This is a genomic window from Burkholderia orbicola, from assembly GCF_900100915.1.
Lineage (GTDB): Bacteria > Pseudomonadota > Gammaproteobacteria > Burkholderiales > Burkholderiaceae > Burkholderia > Burkholderia orbicola.
The window spans coordinates 1,538,879-1,560,788 of the sequence record NZ_FNKW01000001.1 but is presented as its reverse complement, the minus strand read 5'-3'; the positions used below and the strand labels follow the sequence as shown (position 1 = coordinate 1,560,788).

Sequence of the window (21,910 nt, the reverse complement as noted above, 5' to 3'; positions counted from 1 at the left end):
TGTGTCGGCCTTTACAAAGCGCTTTCGCGCATCGTCATCGAAGGATTCGCCATGTCCGCCCGCTCGTTTTCCACGCCCTTTTCCGAACGCTTCGGCCTGTGTCTGCCGCTCGTGCAGGCGCCGATGGTCGGCGCGACCACGACCGCGATGGCCGCCGCCGCATCGAATGCCGGTGCGCTCGGCAGCTTTGGCGCCGGCGCGCTCGCGCCCGAGCGTATCGAGGCTGAAGTCGCCGCGATCCGCGCGGCGACCGATCGCCCGTTCGCGATCAACCTGTTCGTGTTGCCCGATGACGCCGCGCCGGACGCGGCGACCGTCGCGCGCGCACTCGCGGCGATCGCCCCGCTGAACGCCGCGCTGGGCCTGCCGCCGGGCACGGCGCCGGCGCGCTACGCGCCCGATTTCCGCGCGCAGCTCGATGCACTCGTCGCGCTGCGCGTGCCGGTCGCGAGCTTCACGTTCGGCGTGCTCGACGCGGCCGACGTCGCCCGTCTGAAAGCCGCCGGCACCTATGTGATCGGCACCGCGACGCACGTCGCCGAAGGGCTCGCGTGGCAGGCGGCCGGCGCCGATGCGATCTCCGCGCAGGGCGCCGAGGCCGGCGGCCATCGCGGCACCTTCATCGGTGCCGCCGAGGACGCGCTGATCGGCACGTTCGCGCTCGTCCCGCAGCTCGTCGACGCGACCGGCCTGCCCGTGCTGGCCGCGGGCGGCATCATGGACGGCCGCGGCATCGCGGCCGCACTGGCGCTCGGCGCGCAGGGCGCACAGCTCGGCACCGCGTTCCTCACGTGCGCGGAAAGCGCGATCGCCGCCGACTGGAAGGCTCGCCTGCTCGCGAGCGCCGATACGTCGACGCAGGTCACGCGCGCGATCACCGGCCGTCATGCACGCGGGCTGCGCAACGCGCTGATGGCGCGGCTCGGCGAGCACGTGGCCGACGTCCCGTCGTATCCGGTGCAGAACGCACTGACCCAGCCGTTGCGTCAGGCCGCCGCGCGCGCGAACGACGGCGACTACCTGTCGCTGTGGGCCGGCCAGGGCGCGCCGCTCGCGCGGCGGCGCGGCGATGCGTTGACGACGTCGCAGCTGGTCGCCGCGCTCGACGCGGAGTGGCGCGCATCGGCTGCCTGAACGCTGCTTCAACCGCTGGAACGATGGATATCCAACGACGAAACGCGCGTGCTGTCACGCGCGTTTCATTCAACGATCGCGGACACAAAATACCGAATCGAAATGCCCGCGCGAATCGATTGAAACGACCTTTCCACAGTGTGCTGGAACTAGCGGAAACCCTTATCCGTCGGGGCTTGCAGCGCCATTCGAGTCATCCCTCCAAAGCGCGCATATCGGTAGTGTTACCACTATCCTAAAAAAGTCCCACAAATTAATTTGATCACCTACACTTGCGCGCAAGTACGAGCGGGCGGCTGCTAAAAGCGGCTGTTTTCACGTGCTTGAGGCCAAGTGCATGAACGATGCAACCGGCGAATCGTCCAGTGATTGAAACACGGGGATGGCAGCGGGGCACCGGGCGATGGCGTTTTTTGGGACCGAACTGGAGACTTACATGAATATCAAGATGCAAAAGCTGTTGCCGATCACCGCGGCAGCGATGCTGTGCGCTGCAGCTGCAAGCAACGCGTCCGCCGATCAAGTCGTCAAGATCGGCCACGTCGCGCCGTTGACGGGCGGCATTGCACACCTGGGCAAGGACAACGAAAACGGTGCACGTCTCGCAGTCGAGGAGATCAACGCGAAGGGCCTCACGATCGGCGGCCAGAAGATCACGCTGCAACTCGACCCGCAGGATGACGCCGCCGACCCGCGGCAGGCGACGCAGGTTGCGCAGAAGCTCGTCGACGACAAGGTCGTCGCGGTGGTCGGCCACCTGAACTCGGGCACGTCGATCCCGGCCTCGAAGATCTACAGCGATGCGGGCATCGTGCAGATCTCGCCGTCGGCGACCAACCCGGCGTACACGCAGCAAGGCTTCAAGACCACGTATCGCGTGGTGGCGACCGATGCGCAGCAGGGCCCGGCACTGGCGAACTACGCGCACTCGAAGGGCATCAAGAGCGTGGCGGTGGTCGACGATTCGACCGCGTACGGCCAGGGTCTCGCGAACGAGTTCGAGAAGAAGGCGAAGGCGCTCGGCCTGAAGGTGATGTCGCATGACGCGACGAACGACAAGGCGGTCGACTTCCGCGCGATTCTGACCAAGATCAAGGGCGAAAACCCGGACGCGATCATGTACGGCGGCATGGACGCCACCGGCGGCCCGTTCGCGAAACAGGCGAAGCAGCTCGGCCTGCGCGCGAAGATCTTCGCGGGCGACGGCGTGTGCACGGAAAAGCTGGCCGACCTGGCCGGCGACGCGACCGACAACATCGTGTGCTCGGAAGCCGGCGCTTCGCTCGAGAAGATGCCGGGCGGCAACGCGTTCAAGGCGAAGTACGAGAAGCGCTTCGGCCAGCCGATCCAGATCTACGCACCGTTCACGTATGACGCCGTGTACATCATCGCCGACGCGATGAAGCGCGCGAACTCGACGGACCCGGACAAGATCCTCGCGGCGATGCCGGCGACGAAGTACACGGGCGTGATCGGCACGACGACCTTCGACTCGAAGGGCGACCTGCAGCACGGCGTGATCTCGCTGTACAACTACAAGAGCGGCAAGAAGTCGCTGCTCGACGAAGTGAAGATGTAACGCGACGCGCGATCGACAAGCGGTCGACAGGAGGGTGAAAGCGCGCATGCGGCAACGCATGCGCGCTTTCTTTTTGGGCCGGCGTGTGCGGCCGCGCCGTCAGATCTTCAGGTGCGCGAGCACCTTCGGCGCGACGAGTGCGACGAGCGCCGCGCACAGCGCGACGACCGACAGGCCGACCGTCAGGTTCGACGCCTGCGCGACCGCGCCGATCGCGACCGGACCGAACAGCAGTCCGAAATACGCGAGCCCGGCCACGTGCGCGAGCCCTTCGGCCGCGTGAATGCCTTTCACGCGCGCCGCGGCCGCGAACAGCACGGGCATCATGTTGGCCAGCCCGAGGCCCATCAGCGTGAAACCGGTCAGCACCGCGGCCGAATACGGCAGCAGCAGCGCGCCGATCATCCCTGCGCAGGCGAGCGACGCGCTCGCGAACACGAGCTGCGGCGCGCCGAAGCGGGCGCGCACGGCGTCGCCCGCGAAGCGCGCGATGGCCATCCCGCCCGAGAACGCCGCATACGCGGCACTCGCGAGCGCGGGGCTCGCCGCGACCACGTCGCGCATGTAGACCGTCGCCCAGTCGTACATCGCGCCTTCGGCGATCAGTGCGATCAGCGCGATGCCACCGAGCATCCACAACGCGGGCGAGCGCCAGCGGTTGCCGCCGCCGTGCGCCTGTTCGTGATGCGGCACGTGCGGCAGCACGGCCGGGCTCGCGGCCACGAGCACCGCGGCGCCCACCGCCGCCGCGAGCGCGAGATGCACGGCCGGCGCCATGCCGGCCGACAGCAGCGCGCCGCCGGCTGCCGCGCCGGCCATCCCGCCGATGCTGAACATCCCGTGCAGCGACGACATGATCGGTTTGCCGAGCGCGATTTCGACCGCGCTGGCCTCGGCATTCATCGCGACGTCGAGCGTCGCCATCGAGAAGCCGAACAGCGCGAGCACCGCGAGCAGCATCCAGTAGTCGGGCACGACGAGGATCAGCGCCGCGCACGCGGACATCACGAGGCCGCCGGCGAGGCACGCGGTGCGCGAGCCGACGCGCGCGATCCAGCGCGCGATGCTCAGCATCGCGACGATCGACCCGCCGGCGACCGCGAACAGCGCGATCGACAGCAGCCCGGGGCTCAGCGCGAACTTGTCGCGCACGGTCGGCACGTGCACGCCCCACGACGCGTACATCATGCCGGCGACGAAGAACAGCGCCATCGACGCGGTGCGCGCGCGCTGGCGGGCCGGCAGCGGCAGGACGCGATGCGCGTCGGGCGGCGCGGCGAACGGGGACGACGATTCGGGGGAAGAGGATTGGGACACGGGAAGGCTCGTCAGGAAAATGCACGGGCGCACGCGGCGCCCGTCGGATGGGTCCGATTCTATCGAACCGCTTGCGTTCCTGCCGCGCGCTGGCCGTCCGGCCGATGCGCGGCGCGGGGCGCCAGCAGGTAACATCAACGCGCATGCGGCATGCCCGACGCGCCGCCTTTCGACCGCAGGAGTCCGCTTGAACATCGATCCCGCCTTCGCCCTGCATCTGCTGCACCGCTGCGCGCTCGGCACGCTCGCCACCCATACGCGCGAGCCGCAGGGCTTTCCGTATCCGACCGTCGTGCCGTTTGCACCCGATGCAAGCCATCGGCCGGTGATCCTGGTGAGCGGCCTGGCCGAGCACACACGCAATCTCGTCGCCGATCCGCGCGCGGGTTTCCTCGTCGTCGACGCAAGCGACGGCGATGTCCTGAACGCCGAGCGCGCGACGCTGCTGGGCCGGTTCGTGCCGCTCGGCGACGATCCGCACGTCACCGCGCGCTACCTGCGCTACGAGCCGGACGCCGCGCGCTATCTCGCGCTCGGCGATTTCTCATTCTGGGCGCTCGAGATCGAGCGGCTGCGCTATATCGGCGGGTTCGGGCGAATGGGCTGGGTCGACGGCACGCAGCTCGATACGCTGCCGCCGCTCGCGTTCGACGACGAACAGGCGCTGTGGCACGCCTACGAGGCGGGCGACGCACACCGCGACGGGCTCGACCTGCTCGGCGTCGATCGCCATGGCGCCGACTGGCGATGCGACGGTCGCCGGGTGCGCACGCCGTTCGAGTCGCCGTCGGCCGATACCGGTGCGTTGCACGAGCGGCTGATCGCCTGCGCGAAGGATGTGACGTGACGTCGCGGGTCAGCGATTTGTCCGTTTAGCAAACTGCGTCATGTGGTTTTCGCAAAACTGTCGTCCGATGAAAGCTTTGATTTTTTCGAATGCAGGGTAATTGCGTATGTTGATAGGCCTAATAGCCAATCGCTAATGTCCTAATCTCTATGTAGGAGCGTGAAAATTTGAGAAAAGGCCGCGTCCGGTCAAAATGACATGTGCGAATTACAATCGGTCTCGGGATTTTCGTGAATCTCGCTTCTATCAAATCTTTTTTGTGCTAATCTCTGCCTTCGAAAATCCGAGGCACATATATTTCATGGAATGGTGAGCTGGCTGCAGACCGGCGCCATTGGTCAGATAGAAAGGGAAACTATGTCTTCTTACAAGGACCTGCTGGCCCAGCGGGAGAAGCTGGAGAAGCAAATCGAAGAAGCGAAGTCGCGTGAATACGCTGAAGTACTGAATGACGTGAAGCAGAAAATTGCCGACTACGGCTTTTCGCTCGCCGAACTCGGTCTCAGCCGCGCGAAGGCCGGCAAGGTCGGTCGTCCGCGCGCAGGCGTGGCGGCAAAGTACCGCGATCCGGAAACGGGCGCGACGTGGTCGGGTCGTGGCAAGCCGCCGCGCTGGATCGCAGGCAAGAACCGTGAGCAGTTCGCGATTTAAACGTTCGTTTAGGTTGCCCGCTCTTCAAAAGAGCCGCGTGTCCGTCGAGGAGCGCGGCTTTTTTGTTTTTCGGTCATCGGCAGGCTCGTCGGCATCGTCATGAAAATGTAAGCATGCCATGTGAATGAAAATGCGACACGTTCGTATAAGCGATTGATTTAAATGAGAAATTTGTGGGTATTGGAAGGGCTTGCGCGGCGGCTTTGATAGAATTGCGTACCGCACACCGATATCTCATATTTCATGTCCACGTTTTCCGGCGACGCGCAGAGCGCAGATAAGCACGCAGTTGCGCGCAAGAGCACGCTCGTCAGTATTGTCCTGAATGTCGTGCTTGCGACATTTCAGATTGCCGTCGGCGTGATTGCGCATTCGCAGGCATTGATTGCCGACGGCGTGCATTCGATTTCCGATTTGATCTCGGATTTTGTCGTGCTGGTTGCGAATCGGCATAGCGGCGCATCGCCGGATGCCGACCACAATTACGGCCATAGCCGCTACGAGACGGTCGCGTCGCTGTTTCTCGGTGCGATCCTGATTGCGGTTGGTATCGGCATGCTCTGGCGTGCCGGCGATCGTCTCGTTAATCTCGAAAACATTCCGGCCGTGCATTTTTCCGCGCTGATCGTTGCGCTGACGGTGCTCGTGTCGAAGGAAGCGCTGTTTCGCTACATGCTGCGCGAAGCACGGCGCGTGCGCTCGGCGATGCTGGTCGCCAACGCGTGGCATGCGCGTTCGGATGCCGCGTCGTCGCTCGTCGTCGCGATCGGCATCGTCGGCAGCCTGGCCGGCGTGCGATTGCTCGACCCGATCGCGGCGGCCATCGTCGGCTTCATGGTCGCGCGCATGGGCTGGACGTTCGGCTATGACGCGTTGCAGGACCTTTCCGACCGCGCGCTCGATACGGCCGACACGGCCGAGATCCGCGCGCTGCTCGCCGCGACGCCTGGCGTGCGCGACGTGCACGACCTGCGCACGCGCAAGATGGGCGATGCCGCGCTCGTCGATGCGCACATCCTCGTCGATCCGAAGATCTCCGTCTCCGAAGGGCATTACATCGCCGAGACCGCGCGGGCGCGTGTGTTGTCCGACCCGCGCGTGCTCGATGCGTTGATCCACGTCGACCCGGAGAACGATGCGGCGCGCCGTCCGGCGCTCGCGTTGCCGCCGCGCGGCGAGCTCGCGGCGCGGCTCGAGGCCGCGCTCGCGCAGCGCGGGCTGCGCGCGGCGGCGATCAACCTGCATTACCTGAGTACGGGGCTCGAGGTCGACGTGACGCTCGACAGCGATCCGCGCGACACCGATGCGGCGCTGGCCGGCCGGCTCGACATCGATACGCTGAAGCGTGAGTTCGGCGCGCGCCGGATCAGCTTCACGCGCACGTTGCCCGCGCGGACGTGACCGGCAGCGCCAGCCGGCAACCGCCGCCGGCAACCGCGAACGCGGCCCGCCGCAGGGGCGGGCCCGCGCGTTACAGCGGCAGTTGCGTGTCGAACTTGATTTCGCGCAGCACGACGCTCGTGCGCACCTGCGACACGGCCGGGATCTTGAAGATGCGTTCGTGCAGGAACACGTCGTAGGCCTTGATGTCCGGCGCGACGATCTTGAGGATGTAATCGGCTTCGCCGGTGGTGCTGTAGCACTCGGTGACTTCCGGACAGGTGGCGATCTCGCGCTCGAACTGCTCGACGCCGCCTTCGTTGTGGCGCGTCAGATGCACGTGCGCGAGCGCGCAGACGTGCAGGCCGAGCTTCTCGCGATCGAGCAGCGCCGTGTAGCGCTGGATCACGCCCGACTGTTCCATGTCCTTGATGCGGCGCCAGCACGGCGTGCTCGACAGCCCGACCTGGTCGGAGATTTCCTGAACGGAACGGCGCGCGTCGAGCTGCAACAGGCGAAGGATTTTTTGCGAAAAGGAATCGAGCGTCACCTGCGCCTCCATGCGGCAGCTACAACACGCTGAATGTTAGAGGGCCGGGAAAGGAAAGGCAATCTGGCGACGCGCCGTTGAGCGAGATTCGCTAATTTGCTCGCGGATCCGTGGGATTTTGTCCCGCCCCCGCGCTTTCCGACCGATCGGTATCCGATACGGCCAGGCCCGCGAGCGCGGCTTGCTGCCGGCGCAGGTCGGCGAGCATGTTGCAGAACAGCGCGCCTTGCTCGATCGCGTCGTCGAGCGCGACATGCGTGTGCGGATGGTCGTCGAACCAGTGCTTCGGAAAGCGCGGCTTGATCGCCTTGCGGTACGGCAGGCCGGTCATCGCGAACGCGAGCGTCTTGATGTCGAGCGCCGACCACGAGAACGGGCAGCGCCCCGCGAAACGCATCATGTACCAGAACATGAACGTGAAATCGAAGCCGGCCGGCATCGCGACGAACACCGGCTTGCCGGGCAGCGCCTCGACCCATTCGACGTAGGCGACCAGCGCTGCCTCGGGCGCCTGCAGATCGCGCCGGCAGGCGGCCCAGGCTTCCGGCTCGGTCTTCCACCAGGCTTCCTGCACCGGGTGCGCGTGCGCGCCGGGCAGCGTCTCGAGGTTCGCCGAGAACGTCGCGATCAGCTGCTTGTCCTCGGTATAGGCGGCCGACGCGAAGCTCAGCATCGAGTGCGGGCCGGGAATCGGGCCGTCGGCCTCGACGTCGGTGCTGACGTAAATTTCCGGGATGGCGGTCTGGTTCATCCGAATACCTTGTCGGACACGAACGGATTCGTGCGGCGCTCGTCGCCGAACGTCGACACCGGGCCATGGCCGGGCACGAACGTGACGTCGTCGCCGAGCGGCCACAGCTTTTCCTTGATCGAACGGACGAGATCCTCGTGATTGCCGCGCGGGAAATCGGTCCGGCCGATCGAGCCCGCGAACAGCACGTCGCCGACGATCGCGACGCGATGCGCGCGGCTGAAGAATACGACGTGGCCGGGCGTGTGGCCGGGGCAGTGATAGACCTCGAGCGTCTCGTCGCCGAATTGCACGGTGTCGCCGTCGTTCAGCCACTGGTCAGGCTCGAAGACGTCGGCGGCCGGAAAGCCGAAGCGCTCGCTTTGCATCGGCAGCTTCTCGATCCAGAAGCGCTCCTCTTCCTGCGGCCCCTCGATCGGCACGCCGTAGCGCGTCGCGAGCGTCTTCGCGCCCGCGCAGTGATCGATGTGCCCGTGCGTGAGCAGCACCTTCTCGACCTGCACGTTCTGCCGCGCGACTTCCTGTTCGATGCGGTCGAGATCGCCGCCCGGATCGACGACGGCGGCGCGGCCCGTCTTCTCGCAGACGAGCAGCGAGCAGTTCTGCTGGAACGGCGTGACCGGAATGAGCGTGACTTTCATGGGTGCACCGGCGGCTAAAAGGAGCGATTGTACCGGTCGCGCGTACGGGCTGCCGGGCGTGCGATACATGTGGCGGCGTGCCGATCAGGGCATTCCCGGAGCATGCCGATTGTTACAGTCATAGAGAGAATCAATGGTGCGCCCGGGGTGCTTTTCGAGACAAGGTTTTGATTTATGTATAATGCGCTCCATTGCACGTGAATTTCACGCAATTCGCTGGTGTTTCGGCCCCGTTAAACGAGGCGTTCGATTCACCGTCAAGCATCAGCCGCCGGGGAGTCCGGCGGTGTATCCAGCACCGAACATTCGGTGCTCACGTCTTGTCCGGCCGGGTGCTGCGCGCCCGCCTGCGGCCCTGCTGCCGCGCCGCCGGATGAGGCCTGTGCCGCCGTTCCTGTGCGTTGGTCGTAGCGACGCGCGCGAACGTGAAGCCATGTTCGATGGCGGCATGTGGGGTCTGGTCAGGCTGTTGGGGACAGGTTGCGCCAGACGTGAAAGCTAATCAGGACGGTTGCGGCCAGGACGAAGGCCGCGCCCATGCTAGCCGCCTGCTCGCATTCGAGCGGGGCGTGCACGCATTTGCCGTCCGGGCCGCATCTCTGCGTTGTGAAGCAGCGTTGTATCGATGCGGCCCGAACCAGAAGGCGACACGTCGATGAATTTACGTTTTCCGAGCCGATTCGGAACCATTGCATTGTTTTTTGCGCTGACGGGCTGTGCGGTGCCATCCAGCCAGACCACCGGCAGCGTGAACCAGAAGAAGGCCGTCGACAAGACGGCCGCCGCCGCGAAGGCGGACGACGACAAGCAGCCGCTCAGTTTCGATTCCGCGCTGGCATCGATGCCGGCCGCCGACAGCAAGGACGCGAAGAAGTCGTCGCTGGCGGACGCCGAGCCGATCGACGGCAAGGATGTGTCCGAGTTCCGCCAGAGCGGCCGCGCATCGTGGTACGGGCGGGATTTCCACGGCCGCCGCACCGCGAACGGCGAACGCTTCAACATGAACGCGTTCACCGCCGCGCACCGTACGCTGCCGCTGTCGTCGTACATCAAGGTGACGAACGCATCGACCGGCAAGTGGGTCGTCGTGAAGGTCAACGATCGCGGGCCGTTCAAGCGCGGCCGCGTGCTCGACCTGTCGTATGCGGCGGCCAAGGTGATCGGCCTCGTGCACGCCGGCACGGGCCGCGTGAAGATCGAAGGGCTGTCGCCGCAGGAAGCGCGCGAGGCCCGCGACGAAATGTTCGCGTCGATCTCGGCGAAATAACCCGGCAGATCGTCCGCTCATGCGCAAAGGGCTGCCTTCCGGCAGCCCTTTGTCGTTTCCGCGCGGCGGTGTCGCGCGTCAGTCCTCCTTGCCTTCCTTCAGCACGAGCGCACGCGCATACAGCGTGCTGCGCGATGCGCCCGTCAGCGCGGCCGCGAGCTTCGCCGCGCTCTTCACCGGCACCTCTTCCAGCAGCAGCCTGAGCAGCGCGTCGTGCGCGGTATCGTCGGCTTCGCCGCTGGCCGTCGGCGCGCCTTCGACCACCAGCACGAACTCGCCGCGCTGCCGGTTCGCATCGCCGGCGAGCCAGCTCTGTCCTTCGGCCAGGGTGCCCTGGAACAACTGCTCGTGTAGCTTGGTGAGCTCGCGCGCGATCAGCAGCCGGCGCGCGGGGCCGAACGCTTCGGCGAGCGCGGCGACGGTTTCGGCGATCCGGTGCGGCGCTTCGTAGAACACCAGCGCGTACGGGTGCGACACCAGCGCCTGCAGCGCGGTCGCGCGCTGTTTCGCCTTCGGCGGCAGGAAGCCCGCGAACGTGAACGCGCCGGCCCAGTCGCCGGCCACGCTCAGCGCGGTCACGGCCGCGCTCGCGCCAGGCAGCGGAACCACCGTGAAGCCGGCCGCGCGCACGGCGTCGACGAGCCGCGCGCCGGGGTCCGAGATGCCGGGCGTGCCGGCGTCCGACACGTAGGCCACGCGTTCGCCGCCGCGCAGCAGTTCGATCACGCGCTGCGCGGCTTCGCGTTCGTTGTGCTCGTGCACGGCGACGAGCGGTTTCGAGATCCCGTAGCGGGCGAGCAGCTGGCCCGTGTTGCGGGTGTCTTCGGCGGCGATGCGGTCGGCGAGGCCGAGCACGTGCAGCGCGCGCAGCGTGATGTCGGCTGTATTGCCGATCGGTGTGGCGACCACGTAGAGCGTGGCGTCCGGGTAGTGCTGCGTACGCGCGAGTTCGAGGAGGGCAGTCATGGCAGGCAATGCACGCAGTCGCGGCACGAACGGAACAAGGACGGCATTGTGCCACGCGGCGCCGGCCCGGCCGGAGGGCGCGCGCGGTCGGCCGCCTTCGGGCGACAACTTTTCCGGCGCGGCGCGATCCAAACCGGTCGGCGCGGCGTTCGAGCAGCGCGCGCGGCAGTTTCTCGAGCGTCATGGCCTCGGATTCGTCGCCGCGAACGTGACGATGCGCGGCGGCGAGCTCGATCTCGTGATGCGCGAGCCCGACGGCATGCTCGTGTTCGTCGAAGTGCGCGCGCGGCGCAGTACCCGGCACGGCGGTGCGGCCGCGAGCGTCGGCTGGCGCAAGCGGCGGCGTCTGGTCGCGGCCGCGTTGCAGTTCTGGTCGCGGCACGGCGCCGGCGCCGCGTGCCGTTTCGACGTCGTCGCGTTCGAGGCCGGCCGGCTTGCGTGGCTGCGCGACGCATTTCGTACCGACGATGCGTAGCCGCGAGCTGTGACGAGATGTAAAGAGTTCTTGCCGGACCCCCGGAGAGGGCGCCGGAGTACGGTAAACTCGCCGCACCCACGATGTCGCGCGAGTGGCGCCACGTTGTGCCACGCGCCCAGTTCACCAGGAATCGATGTCAGTCGAACGTATTCAGCAACAATTCCGCGACAGCGCCGCGCTTCACGCCGAAGCGGCCGACGCGCTGTCGCTGCCGATCGCAGCCGCGGTCGATGCGATGTTCGCCGCGCTGGCGAACGGCAACAAGATCGTCGCGTGCGGTGACGGCCCGTCGGCCGCCGCCGCGCAGTACCTCGCCGCGTCGCTCGTCGGCGGTTTCGAGCGCGAACGTCCGGGCCTGCCCGCGATCGCGCTGGCCACCGACGCGTCGCAGGCCGGCCTCGCGGGCGCGGCGGCGGCCGACCAGTTATTTGCTCAGCAGGTGCGCGTGCTGGGCCAGACGGGCGACATCCTGCTGGTGCTCGACGCGGGCGGCGCATCGCCGCGCGTGCTCGCGGCGATCGACGAGGCGCATGAGCGCGAAATGACCGTCGTCGCATTGACGGGCGGCAACGGCCACATGGTCGCGGCCGCGCTGTCCGACACCGATATTCCAATCAGCGTGCCCGCCGTTCGCGCGGCGCGCATCCACGAAGTCCATCTGCTGACCATCCACAGCCTGTGCGACGGCATCGACGCGATGCTGCTGGGTGAGGATTGAACGAAGGAGAGCCGTCGATGAATCAAAGCCGCGTCAAACAGACGCTCGTCAGAACCACGCTGCTCGCCGCGCTGACGGCGGGCCTCGCCGTGTCGCTGCAGGGTTGTGTGCTCGGGGTCGTGGGTGCGGCGGCCGGCGGCGGCGCGCTGATCGCGACCGATCGCCGGACGCTCGGCGCGCAGACGGAGGATCGCGAGATCCAGGTCAAGTCGCTCACGCAGATCAACAACGGGCTGCCGGACCAGTCGCACGTGAACGTGACGGTGTTCAACCGCCGCGTGCTGCTGACGGGCGAAGTGCCGAACGATGCGTCGAAGCAGCGCGCCGAGGAACTCGTGCGCGGCATCAACAACGTGAACGGCATTGTCAACGAGCTGTCGGTCGAGCCGGCGTCGTCGCTGTCGTCGCGCGCGAACGACTCGTACCTCGAAGGGCGCGTGAAGTCGGAGCTGATCGCGACGAAGGGCATCTCGGCGAACTACTACAAGGTCGTCAGCGAGCGCGGCAATCTCTACCTGATGGGCCTCGTGACGGTGGACGAAGGCAATCGCGGCGCGGAAGCCGCGAGCCAGGTGCCGGGCGTCGAGAAGGTCGTGAAGGTGTTCCAGTACGTGAAGCCGCAGGACGCGCAGGCGCTGCAGGACGCGTCGCCCGCGAGCGGCGCATCCGGCGCGCAGCCGGCTGCCGCACCGGCGGACAGCGCGACGGTCGGCGCGGTGCCCGACGCATCGGTGCAGTCCGCGCCGCTGCAGCCGCCCGCGCCGATCTCGAATTCGTCGAACGTGCATCCGGGCAATCCGAAGGCGAAGGCGCAATGACGGGCATGCAGATGAAACGATGGATGGTGCAGGGCGCCGCGGCCGCGGCGCTCGTGGCCGGCACGCTGGGCGCCGCGCACGCGGACGTCGGCGACGGCCTGAAAGTCGCGCGCAGCAACGCGTGCATGGGGTGCCACGCGGTCGACCGCAAGCTCGTCGGCCCGTCGTTCAAGGATATCGCCGCGCGCTACAAGTCCGATCCGCAGGCCGTCGCGAAGCTGTCGAAGAAGGTGAAGGACGGCGGCTCGGGTGTGTGGGGCGCGATTCCGATGCCGGCGCATCCGCGGATGAGCGACGCCGACGTCCGGTCGGTGGTCGAATGGGTGCTGGCCGGCGCGCCGTCGAAGTAAGGTTTCGGGGGCGATTCAACCCCCTATTGCCAAGCGCAGAAATGCGTGTGTATGATAGTTGACTGATGGGGCGGTAGCTCAGCTGGGAGAGCGTCGCGTTCGCAATGCGAAGGTCGGGAGTTCGATCCTCCTCCGCTCCACCAACGGAATTCGAAAGGCCTGATCGCAATGAGACAGGAAGGATATTTTTGCCCCAGATGCAAAGATATGCTTCCCTGACAAAGTGCAATCTTATGCTTCCCAAGCCACAAAGCCGGCCTTGCGCCGGCTTTGTGGCATCTGGCGCGCCCAGTACCTGATGCCGTAGGTGTCACGGAGATTGCAAGCGAGAGGCGCAACTGAACGCTTGTGATAGCAAAGCGCCCACACGTAGTGGTCGGAATGGGGCTCGACGAGCCTCGGTAGCTGACGATAAAGGTCGCGCAAAGTGAGACCGAGCGTCGGGCGGGAGCCACGTAATATCGGCAACCTCATTCATCTCAACTGCCCGGTGCGAACACGCTATAGGGGGCGAATCCCGTTAGCTTTCGCGGGACCGCTACGGGCACAGGCGAACGATGGTTGAACAGTTCGCCCGTGCCAGTACGTATCTAGCTGCCTTTCTGGATCTGGTTTTTGATCCGGTCAAGCTCTTTGGACGATCCAAATGCCCCCGAAAGGATCGGCAAATCGCTTGCCGCCAGGCTTTCGATATTCAACCCCTTCAACGCGCCGTCCCCGACCAGTCGGTTCGCCATAGCACCTGCGTTGCCCTTGATCGTTTCCGTTCCGAACTCATGGAACCGGCTCATCAGGCCACGGGCGAAGTCTGAACGTGCCTGGCCATCATTCATCAGCTTTTCAACGGGCTGTGCGCTGTCGAAAACGGCGGCCGAGAGAGCCTCGCTGTTCTGTACGCTCAAGGCGCGCGGAATAAGGTCAACAAAGAATCCTTTTCCAAATGCCTCAGAGCGTGAGACCGCTTGCCTCCAAAGCCTCGCCCGTTGTTCATCGGGGATGGTACCGTCGACGAGCAGGTCGATCAGCAACGCACGTTCTCTGTCATCTTGCGCAGACAGCCACACATTCAACGCCAAGTCTGCGTCTCCTGTTGTCTGAACTGCACCGCGACGAAGCAGCGCAATGGTAGCTGTCCGGCGCGTATCATCCCCAATTTGTCGTGATACGACCTGCCATGCCTTGCTGAGAGTTGCTATCTGTTCAGGCTCACTGGTGTTCAACGTGCTTACGAGAGAATCAATCTGCTCGACCGACAGGTCAGGATATCGCCGGAAGAACGGTAGTGCGAGATGAGGCTCGACCTTCCAGAGAGAGCATGCGGCCTCGATTAGACGCGCACGCTTGTCCTGCGCGACCATGCCGTGGTCAAACATGTCGGAAGCGGAACTGAGCACATCGTCTTTCACTGTTGCTGCTTGGCTGATTGAAGTGGCACAGGCCTCTTCAAACAGGGCAGATGGGTCATATGGTGCAAGCGTCGGGGCAGATGCAGGCCAGTGACCGACCATATGTCGATGCAGTAACGCGTAGTGAGCGGGATAGTTTTTGGCCTGTTGGAAGAGCTGCTGCAGCGAGGTACCAAGCGTTTGGGGTGTCGCGTGAGCTAGCACTTTCGAGATGGGCGGAAAAATCGATTCTAGATAGTTGCTGTTGCCGCTGCGGCTGGCGAGATTGCCTAAAGCGTTGTCCAGGTGCCCCTTGAATGGCGCCTTGTCCCAGTCGGAGGCGGCAAGCCCATCGACGAACGCGGAGTAACGGCTCGCCGTGGCATCGTTAATCGGTTCCGTAGTCAGAATAGCGTTCACTGAATTCATAACTGCGACCTTGAGGCTGTCATCCTCTTGGGGCAGAAGCTTCGTCAACATCTCAAGACACGGCAGGGGAAGATCGGAAATAACCCGTGGAGCCCATGTGGTCAACACTGCGGTGGCCCGTGCAGGGTTCACCCGACGCAGTTGGGAGACGACGTCGCACGCGTGTTGGGCGAGCACGTCTTCGCGGCTCCATGCTGTTGCAAGCGCGACCAGTTGTTGCAGCGCGCTGTCGTCGAGCGACTGTATCCGCGCCACAACCAGTTTCATCAACTCTGGGAATGCCTCATGAACGTCGACATCGGAACTGTCGTCTGGGACGTCCTGCAGTAGGCGGGTGACAAATGCACTGACAAGCGACGAGATTTCAGCATCGGCGGCGAACCCTTCATTTGACACGGCAACCTGCCAGGCGACTCTGACGGTATCTGGCTGCCTGAGCCTCATAAACCGACATACGATTGGCCATGTTGCTCGCCGTGCCTCTTCCCCAACCGACATCTGCGCCGAGAACACGTTTTTGGCTCGCTGCGTTGCGGCGTCCATGTCGAATGCTGCCGGCTGATCTTTTTCAAGTTCACTCGCAAGTGCTTCCGCGTAACGCGTCCCCAAAGAACCAGCGATGCTGCCAGTATCGGTTGAGAGCCAGGCTTCCAGCTCATCAAAGCCGAGCTGTCTGGAGGCGTTGGGAACGCGAACATTGCGAGCCAACAGCCAATCGAGGAACTGCGTGTCTTCCCTCGCTTCGAGGCCCTGTTCTCCACGCACACCGATGGCAAGCGCAACAATAGCTCTCACCATCTCTATTGCCTCGTCCAGACTCGGCGTTTGCCCGGAGTCAAGCTTGAGGCTCAGATCTTCGTCTCTTGCCATCGCGTCACCAATGAGACGGGAAGTTACAGCGCGCTTGTCGGAGCCCGCAGCTGTGACGAGCATATTCTTGATTCGTACAGGTCCGAGTTGCGATCGCAGGCTTGGACTTTCGTCAAGGGTTCTGCAAAGCTCGTTGAGTACCTGTGTGAGGGGAGGGTCTGGAATTCGATCGACTACGTCCGCCATTACACGTGCGCCATTGGTGCGACGGACTTCCGTTTCGCCTCGGAGATCTTCAAAGAGGTTGTACAGATTCTTTGCCTGATCGACGCTCAAAGGCGAGAGATCATGATGCCTGCCCAGCCCCTCCAGAACGCCATCGGTGTCGCCGGAGATGAATGCGTTTCGCAACTGCGCAATCTTTGGTCCGAGCCGCCGAGAGATAGGGTCTTCGGAGAGCAGTAGCAGGCTCTCCAGCGGCTGAGCCCATCGAACACCTACGAGCCCCGCGAGAAATTGACGCAGCGGCCTGAATTCCGGTCGTAATTGCGGCTTTTGTTTAGCGGAAGCCTCCTCTCCACCCGAAGCAGGCTCGGGGGCCAGATACTTGTCGGCCAGGATTCGCTGGATCGACTCAGGACGCTCAGACAGACTCTGTCCTCTCACGACGACTTCGGTGAAGTGAAAGAGAAGCTCGGGGTCATCCTGCAGTTCGCGATAAAAATCCGGGAAACTCACCTTCAGGGCCGAAAGTGCGCCAAGTGAGATAGGGTGGCCAGTGACGGCCCCTTCGTGCAACCCGCCTGCGCGGTCGCTACCCACTCCATCGGCTTCACGCTTTTTGGCCAGCCACCACGATTGCTCGAACGCGTTGACAATTTGCAGCGCATTTCGCGGATCTTGCACGCCGACATGAATCATTCTGTCAACGATGGGTGCTAGGGGCACGCCGCGCGCTGCGAGATCGGCTGCAACACCTCCCATGCTTACCAGTTTTCTCGTAGCAAACTCTCGCATGTCGTTATGTGGCGGCGGCGGGATCTCCAGGCGGAACTGGAAGATTCGGTCGAGGTACCGCCGGGCGTCAAATCGGTTGAACACCGTCGCGGGCAAATCTGCCGAGCGTCGGCCCTTGGCCAGCGCATCCGCAATCTTTCCTTCGTCACACGAAATGACGAATACCAGGCCGAGTCCATCTGGCAGGCGACCTTTGGGAATTTCCATGAACGTGCGTACGCCGTCCAGGCCGAGCACCATCTCTTCAGCAGACAACCGGTCGAGATCATCGACAAACACAACCAGCCGTTCACACTTCCTTCCATCCCGCCCGTCTGGGGATCTGTTCTCTCCGGCCTTGTAGCGGGACAGTTGTCCGAGCAACATATCCTCGTACTGCTCCGAACTCGTGCTGGGAAGCATAACCCGTGTCATGGCGGACGCGGCCTTCACCTCCGGTGGTTTCACATGCTTAAGCACGTATCCAAAGAGAAGCGACACACACAACGATCCGGCCACTTTGGTCACATTGTCACCGGCACCGAAGATCCAGTTGACGGCGGCGAGGACACCGACAAATGCGACCATTACCGCGAGCACGGCGGGAATCGGCAACAGCCAGGCGCGAAGCGTTTCCAGGCAGTATTGAAGCGCGGGCTTAGGCTCCTCCGTGACGTGGCTAATCTGGCGGAAGAGCCGATCCTGCAGGCTTTCCTCGTGCCCACCTAACTCAAGGAACACGTGGCGTAGCAGTGCTCGCTTGATGTCCTGGTCGCGCCCCCCGAAGCGCCAAGCATTGAACGTTATGCATTGGATCTTCTCCGACCGCTTCGTGCCTTGATGCCTGGTGGCATCGTTTCGAAGCTCATCCATGTACATCTCTTTGATGCTGCTCTTGCCCGTACCCCAGCCACCGAGAAGGCCAATGCTGAAGGGTGTCGGGTGATCACCCGATTCGATCAGGCTGCGTAACGCAAGCGCAAAATGACGGTGACCAAACGCGTCAAGTTGAGCGTCCGCGATCTCCCTGTCCAGAACGGACGGCATCTCGTTTGTGATGGAAATGTCTCTTTTCATTGCCGTTTTCTAGTAGCGTTGTTTTGAAATTAAGATCGATCGAAGAGCCTCCGTCGGAGGCATACGTTCAGTGACTATTCAACGGGTTATTCAAGCGATCGGTGGCGCAATCATTTGAACTCGCGGCGTGCGACCTACGGGGTCTGGACTAGTCTCGGGGCCGCTGACCTGACTCATTCGGCATCGGGAGGATCATCATTCTTGAGCTCGGCGAATTTGGCCGCCATCGTCGGGTTGCCCCGAGTCAACCTCTTGATCGTCACGTCCTGAGCCTTGTCGTTTGCAAGACGAAGGTTCCGATCGGTGCCGAGCAGGGCTTCCTTCGTCTTCTGCAGGTGGTCGATCGACTTGTCGATCTCATCGATCGCCGTTTGGAAGCGCCTAGAGGCGAGATCATAGTTCTTCGCAAATGCGGTCTTGAACGTCTCGAGCTCGGTTTCGAAGTTCGTGATGTCTATGTTCTGCGCCTTGACGAGTGCTAGCTCCGACTTGTACTTGAGCGAGTTCATCGCCGCATTGCGCAGAAGTGTGATGATTGGAAGAAAGAACTGCGGTCGCACGATGTACATCTTCGGGTAGCGGTGGAGCACATCGACGATCCCGGTGTTGTAGAGCTCACTGTCAGGTTCGAGCAGGGAGACCAGCACTGCATACTCGCACCCCTTCTCAGTGCGATCCTTGTCGAGTTCCTTCAGGAAATCCTCGTTCCTGCTCTTCGTCGCGGTGCGATCGTTCTCGTTTTTCATTTCGAACATGATGGAGACGATCTCGGTGCCCGCCTCGTCCGAGTCGCGGAAGATGTAGTCGCCCTTGCTGCCAGTCCGCGCGTCGTTGTCCTTCTCGAAATATGCCCTTGGAAACGCCGTCGCTCGAATGCGGTTGAACTCGGTCTCGCAGTGCTGCTCAAGGGTTTCACCGACCATCTTGGTCGACAAGCGAACCTTCATGTCTCGGAGGCGCTCGATCGCGTCATCTCGGTCCTTGATCTGCGTTTCGTACTTATCCTTGAGCGAGTTCTCTGCGAGTCGTTTTTCAAGCTCCGCGCGCTCGAGGCCGCTCTTAAGTTCATCTCGCTCTTTCTCGACCACGCCAACTGCTTCGGTAATTGCCAGCTTCTGCGCAACCTCAAGGGCGTCGAGCTTGGCCTTCAGGCCTTGGATCTCCGCGTCCTTCGTAGCGGCGGCTCTCTGCAGTTCGCTAACGAGCTTCATCTCGGCTAGATCAGAAGCAGCTTGCTTGTCCTGTTTCGCCTGCTCAAGTTCGTTTGCGAGTGCGTCTCGCTCTTTTTCTACGGCGCTTAGGGCCTCGGTCACGGCGAGTTTTCGCGCGACCTCACCGGCATCGAGCCTGGCCTTCAGTTCCTGGATCTCGGCGTCCTTCGCTGCGGCAGCCTTTTGCAATTCGCTGGCGCCCTTGGTTTGAGCGAGTTCGACGGCGTTTCTCTTATCCTGCTCCGCCAGCTCAAGCCGCTCGTGCAACTGTTTTTCGAACTCGCTGTCGCGAACTTGCTTCAGGATGTCCGCGTAACCAGCTTCGTCAATCTTGAATGCTTTCCCGCAGTGTGGGCAGATGATTTCATGCATGTCTACGCGCCTCCCGCCTTTGTGAGGATCTGCTTGAGCATCTCCGGAACAGTTCCGCTCGCCTCAAGCGTCGCAGTTCGGTAAGCATATTGATTTTTTGCGAGCTGGATTCCAGCAGCGGTCTCAATCGCTGCACACGACGTGACCCACTCCGCCCAATTGGACTCTAGGTAGGTCTCGAGGTGGTCGCTTAGCGTCGCTACACGATCCCCGACCTGTTCCGATGGGAAATCAACCTCTGTTTCACCGAGGTACTTCAGCAGTCGACGGTTCTCTGTCGAAAACTTCGTGCGCTCACCATCTATAGCGGTCTGAGTCTTGCCTGCGGCTTTAGCTCGTCCTTCGAAGTCACCGTCTCCGTCGAAGAGTACGTAGGTCGGAATCCCAAGACAGGTGAGAATGGCGTGAGCAAGCGGGATTCCACCTTTGCCTCCGGCCGAAATAATCGATAGTCCCTGAGATTCGAGGCGACCCACGGCGTCCCGGTCGCCGATTCCGTAGAACACGGCCCCCTCTGTATCCCCTCGACCAGCAGCACATGTGCTGCGAACAATGCGACCGAGAGGCGATTTGTGGCGACGCCATCGAGCTGGCGACCAACCTGATCGGCATCTATCGTTCCATTGAGCTTCGTCTTCACCTCGTCGATCGTGGCGAAATGAACAGTGACCACGGGCGTATCGTTACACGATCTCGTCATGCGCCTGATCTGGTTGAAATATCGAGCCTCGAGGAAGTAGGGGCTATGAGTCGCGTAGGTAACTTGGACGCGCTTGCTGGCATTCTCGGCGAGGGACCTCAGTACCTTCGCAAAGGTCTGGGCTTGTATCGGGTGCTGATATAGTTCCGGTTCCTCGATCGCTAAACAGATCACACCGTCGGCCGACGCTGCACCTGACTGCGCCAGGAGTTGGAGCGCCGAGATCAAAAGCGTGCGCTGAAAACCATGCCCCTGTCGTTCCACAGCTGTCTCAGTTGTGCCATCGAGCACGGCCACTTCGAACGTGGTCCGTGGGGCTTTGAGTTCGACATCCGCAGGCGAAACCGTGACAGCCCGACCTGGTGTGTAAGAAGTGAGGACCCCGTTGAGCCGCGTCGTCATGATTTCCAGCTGCGTTTTGAACTTTTCCTCATAGACTTTCTGCTGCTTCGCGCGCGACTCTTCGACGATTGCTGCAATCGCATCGTCAGCAGCAGCACGATCAACTGAACGCTCAAGGATTCGCCCAATGATGCTTGCTTTGCTGTCGGTAGATTCCTCACTAGCGCGAAGGTCGGCCGTGACGAGGACGAAGTCGAAGAGGCCGCTCATCTTGCCGCCGCTGTTGAAGCCGAAGAAATTGGTTTGCAACTCTTCGGGAGCATCGACAAGCTGGCCAGTATGGGAGGACTCCCAGGCCGTCATCGCCTGGTCAACGGCGGTACCTGTATTGGCAGCAGGGAGATTTAGTTCCGGACGGCTACTGCGGAGATCGGCATACAGTTCCTTTTTTGCTGCCGCACTACCTGCTGCTTTGACTGCGTTGAATTCTGGAAAGCCCTTCGCATTCGCCGAAAGCACCTCTGAGCCGTCAGGTGAGCGGCGCTTCCATGCCGTGAATGTCGCAACACCGTCCGGCGCGTATTTACCAAGTGCTTCGCGGTCCTTGTCGGTGAGATCGGCGAACGTGACTTGAACTTCAATGTTCTCAGTAGTGCTCCCGAAGGAACAGTCCTTCTCTGTCAGCGAGACGGGCTTACCGTTAAAATACCAGTCGAGCGCACGAAGCACGGTTGACTTCCCAGTGCCGTTCGGTCCAATGAACGTCGTGACGGAATCAAAGGGGATAGTCACATCTTTCAACGTGCGGAAGTTTCTTATGCGAACGGATTGAATCTTCATTGCAGATTCCGGCTCCTTGTGTCTTTTGCCGAAGACTACAGAGACAGTGATTGTCGAAGTTCAGGCGATCGACGCCGCCGTCGCTTTCTCGAGCACGTTGACCGGCGTAGTGTCCAGGACATGCTTGACCATCATGGCGAAAAACCGACTGGGTACGAGTTCCTCTGGGGCTTCCCTTCGACGATTCGCACGTCTAGGAACTGTCGAATGTCGCGATCAATTTGCGAATCGGACTTGGGTGTTGGCGTCTCTCTCCTCTTCGACTTTGAGTCGGGTCCAGCAAACGGGCAAATAGACCGCG

The 21,910-nt window shown here is 63.0% G+C and carries 17 protein-coding genes, 1 tRNA gene and 1 pseudogene; 11 read left to right on the top strand and 8 right to left on the bottom strand.

Going from position 1 to position 21,910, the window contains the following annotated elements:
* The first annotated feature begins 51 nt into the window (after positions 1-51).
* Positions 52-1,134 carry an NAD(P)H-dependent flavin oxidoreductase gene (locus tag BLS50_RS07460; protein WP_074801653.1) on the top strand — a complete coding sequence of 361 codons (1,083 nt, stop codon included), beginning with the start codon at positions 52-54 and terminating at the stop codon, positions 1,132-1,134.
* A 436-nt stretch (positions 1,135-1,570) separates the two neighbouring features.
* The gene (locus BLS50_RS07455) at positions 1,571-2,713 is read left to right on the top strand and encodes a branched-chain amino acid ABC transporter substrate-binding protein (protein ID WP_012327715.1); all 1,143 of its coding nucleotides are present in this window, start codon (positions 1,571-1,573) and stop codon (positions 2,711-2,713) included.
* A 99-nt stretch (positions 2,714-2,812) separates the two neighbouring features.
* Here BLS50_RS07455 and BLS50_RS07450 read toward each other — a convergent pair whose 3' ends face one another.
* The gene (locus BLS50_RS07450; protein ID WP_027806794.1) at positions 2,813-4,030 is read right to left on the bottom strand and encodes an MFS transporter; all 1,218 of its coding nucleotides are present in this window, start codon (positions 4,028-4,030) and stop codon (positions 2,813-2,815) included.
* A 187-nt stretch (positions 4,031-4,217) separates the two neighbouring features.
* Here BLS50_RS07450 and BLS50_RS07445 point away from each other — a divergent pair, with 187 nt between their 5' ends.
* From BLS50_RS07445 to BLS50_RS07435, 3 genes are all read left to right on the top strand, one after another.
* Positions 4,218-4,877 carry a HugZ family pyridoxamine 5'-phosphate oxidase gene (locus tag BLS50_RS07445; protein WP_074801650.1) on the top strand — a complete coding sequence of 220 codons (660 nt, stop codon included), beginning with the start codon at positions 4,218-4,220 and terminating at the stop codon, positions 4,875-4,877.
* A gap of 357 nt (positions 4,878-5,234) precedes the next feature.
* Entirely contained in the window at positions 5,235-5,528 is a 294-nt protein-coding gene (locus BLS50_RS07440) for an H-NS histone family protein (protein ID WP_006491875.1), read from the top strand.
* A gap of 243 nt (positions 5,529-5,771) precedes the next feature.
* Complete coding sequence (locus tag BLS50_RS07435) at positions 5,772-6,929, top strand: cation diffusion facilitator family transporter (protein WP_011694093.1); 1,158 nt, start codon at positions 5,772-5,774, stop codon at positions 6,927-6,929.
* Between the two features lie 70 nt (positions 6,930-6,999).
* Here BLS50_RS07435 and BLS50_RS07430 read toward each other — a convergent pair whose 3' ends face one another.
* From BLS50_RS07430 to BLS50_RS07420, 3 genes are all read right to left on the bottom strand, one after another.
* Positions 7,000-7,470 carry an Lrp/AsnC family transcriptional regulator gene (locus BLS50_RS07430; RefSeq protein ID WP_006477376.1) on the bottom strand — a complete coding sequence of 157 codons (471 nt, stop codon included), beginning with the start codon at positions 7,468-7,470 and terminating at the stop codon, positions 7,000-7,002.
* Positions 7,471-7,549: 79 nt separating this feature from the next.
* The gene (locus tag BLS50_RS07425; RefSeq protein WP_011546691.1) at positions 7,550-8,209 is read right to left on the bottom strand and encodes a 3'-5' exonuclease family protein; all 660 of its coding nucleotides are present in this window, start codon (positions 8,207-8,209) and stop codon (positions 7,550-7,552) included.
* On the bottom strand, positions 8,206-8,850 hold the full coding sequence (locus BLS50_RS07420; RefSeq protein WP_012327719.1) for an MBL fold metallo-hydrolase: 645 nt from the start codon (positions 8,848-8,850) through the stop codon (positions 8,206-8,208). Before BLS50_RS07420 ends, BLS50_RS07425 begins: the two co-directional genes overlap by 4 nt.
* Before the next feature lie 655 nt (positions 8,851-9,505).
* On the opposite strand from BLS50_RS07420, the gene BLS50_RS07415 reads away from it, so the two are divergent.
* The gene (locus BLS50_RS07415; RefSeq protein WP_012327720.1) at positions 9,506-10,117 is read left to right on the top strand and encodes a septal ring lytic transglycosylase RlpA family protein; all 612 of its coding nucleotides are present in this window, start codon (positions 9,506-9,508) and stop codon (positions 10,115-10,117) included.
* 78 nt (positions 10,118-10,195) lie between these two features.
* Here the strand turns inward: BLS50_RS07415 and rsmI are convergent, their stop codons facing one another.
* Entirely contained in the window at positions 10,196-11,083 is an 888-nt protein-coding gene (gene rsmI / locus BLS50_RS07410) for a 16S rRNA (cytidine(1402)-2'-O)-methyltransferase (protein ID WP_074801647.1), read from the bottom strand.
* A gap of 46 nt (positions 11,084-11,129) precedes the next feature.
* Between rsmI and BLS50_RS07405 the strand changes: the two genes are divergently transcribed.
* The 5 genes from BLS50_RS07405 to BLS50_RS07385 all read left to right on the top strand — a co-directional run bounded on the left by BLS50_RS07405 (position 11,130) and on the right by BLS50_RS07385 (position 13,590).
* Positions 11,130-11,558 carry a YraN family protein gene (locus tag BLS50_RS07405; protein ID WP_175769575.1) on the top strand — a complete coding sequence of 143 codons (429 nt, stop codon included), beginning with the start codon at positions 11,130-11,132 and terminating at the stop codon, positions 11,556-11,558.
* 136 nt (positions 11,559-11,694) lie between these two features.
* A complete protein-coding gene (locus tag BLS50_RS07400; RefSeq protein WP_074801644.1) occupies positions 11,695-12,279 on the top strand; it encodes an SIS domain-containing protein in 585 nt (194 codons plus the stop codon).
* Between the two features lie 17 nt (positions 12,280-12,296).
* Complete coding sequence (locus BLS50_RS07395) at positions 12,297-13,097, top strand: BON domain-containing protein (RefSeq protein WP_012327725.1); 801 nt, start codon at positions 12,297-12,299, stop codon at positions 13,095-13,097.
* The gene (locus BLS50_RS07390) at positions 13,094-13,447 is read left to right on the top strand and encodes a c-type cytochrome (RefSeq protein ID WP_006477385.1); all 354 of its coding nucleotides are present in this window, start codon (positions 13,094-13,096) and stop codon (positions 13,445-13,447) included. Before BLS50_RS07395 ends, BLS50_RS07390 begins: the two co-directional genes overlap by 4 nt.
* A 67-nt stretch (positions 13,448-13,514) precedes the next feature.
* Positions 13,515-13,590: transfer RNA gene (locus BLS50_RS07385), tRNA-Ala, on the top strand.
* A gap of 447 nt (positions 13,591-14,037) precedes the next feature.
* On the opposite strand, the gene BLS50_RS07380 is transcribed toward BLS50_RS07385, so the two are convergent.
* The 3 genes and pseudogenes from BLS50_RS07380 to BLS50_RS07370 all read right to left on the bottom strand — a co-directional run bounded on the left by BLS50_RS07380 (position 14,038) and on the right by BLS50_RS07370 (position 21,609).
* Positions 14,038-18,144 (bottom strand): KAP family P-loop NTPase fold protein, encoded by a 4,107-nt coding sequence (locus tag BLS50_RS07380; RefSeq protein WP_074801642.1) that lies wholly within the window; start codon positions 18,142-18,144, stop codon positions 14,038-14,040.
* 173 nt (positions 18,145-18,317) lie between these two features.
* The gene (locus BLS50_RS07375; protein WP_074801640.1) at positions 18,318-19,727 is read right to left on the bottom strand and encodes a DUF2130 domain-containing protein; all 1,410 of its coding nucleotides are present in this window, start codon (positions 19,725-19,727) and stop codon (positions 18,318-18,320) included.
* A 2-nt stretch (positions 19,728-19,729) separates the two neighbouring features.
* A pseudogene (locus BLS50_RS07370) lies at positions 19,730-21,609 on the bottom strand (ATP-dependent nuclease).
* Positions 21,610-21,910 lie beyond the last annotated feature (301 nt).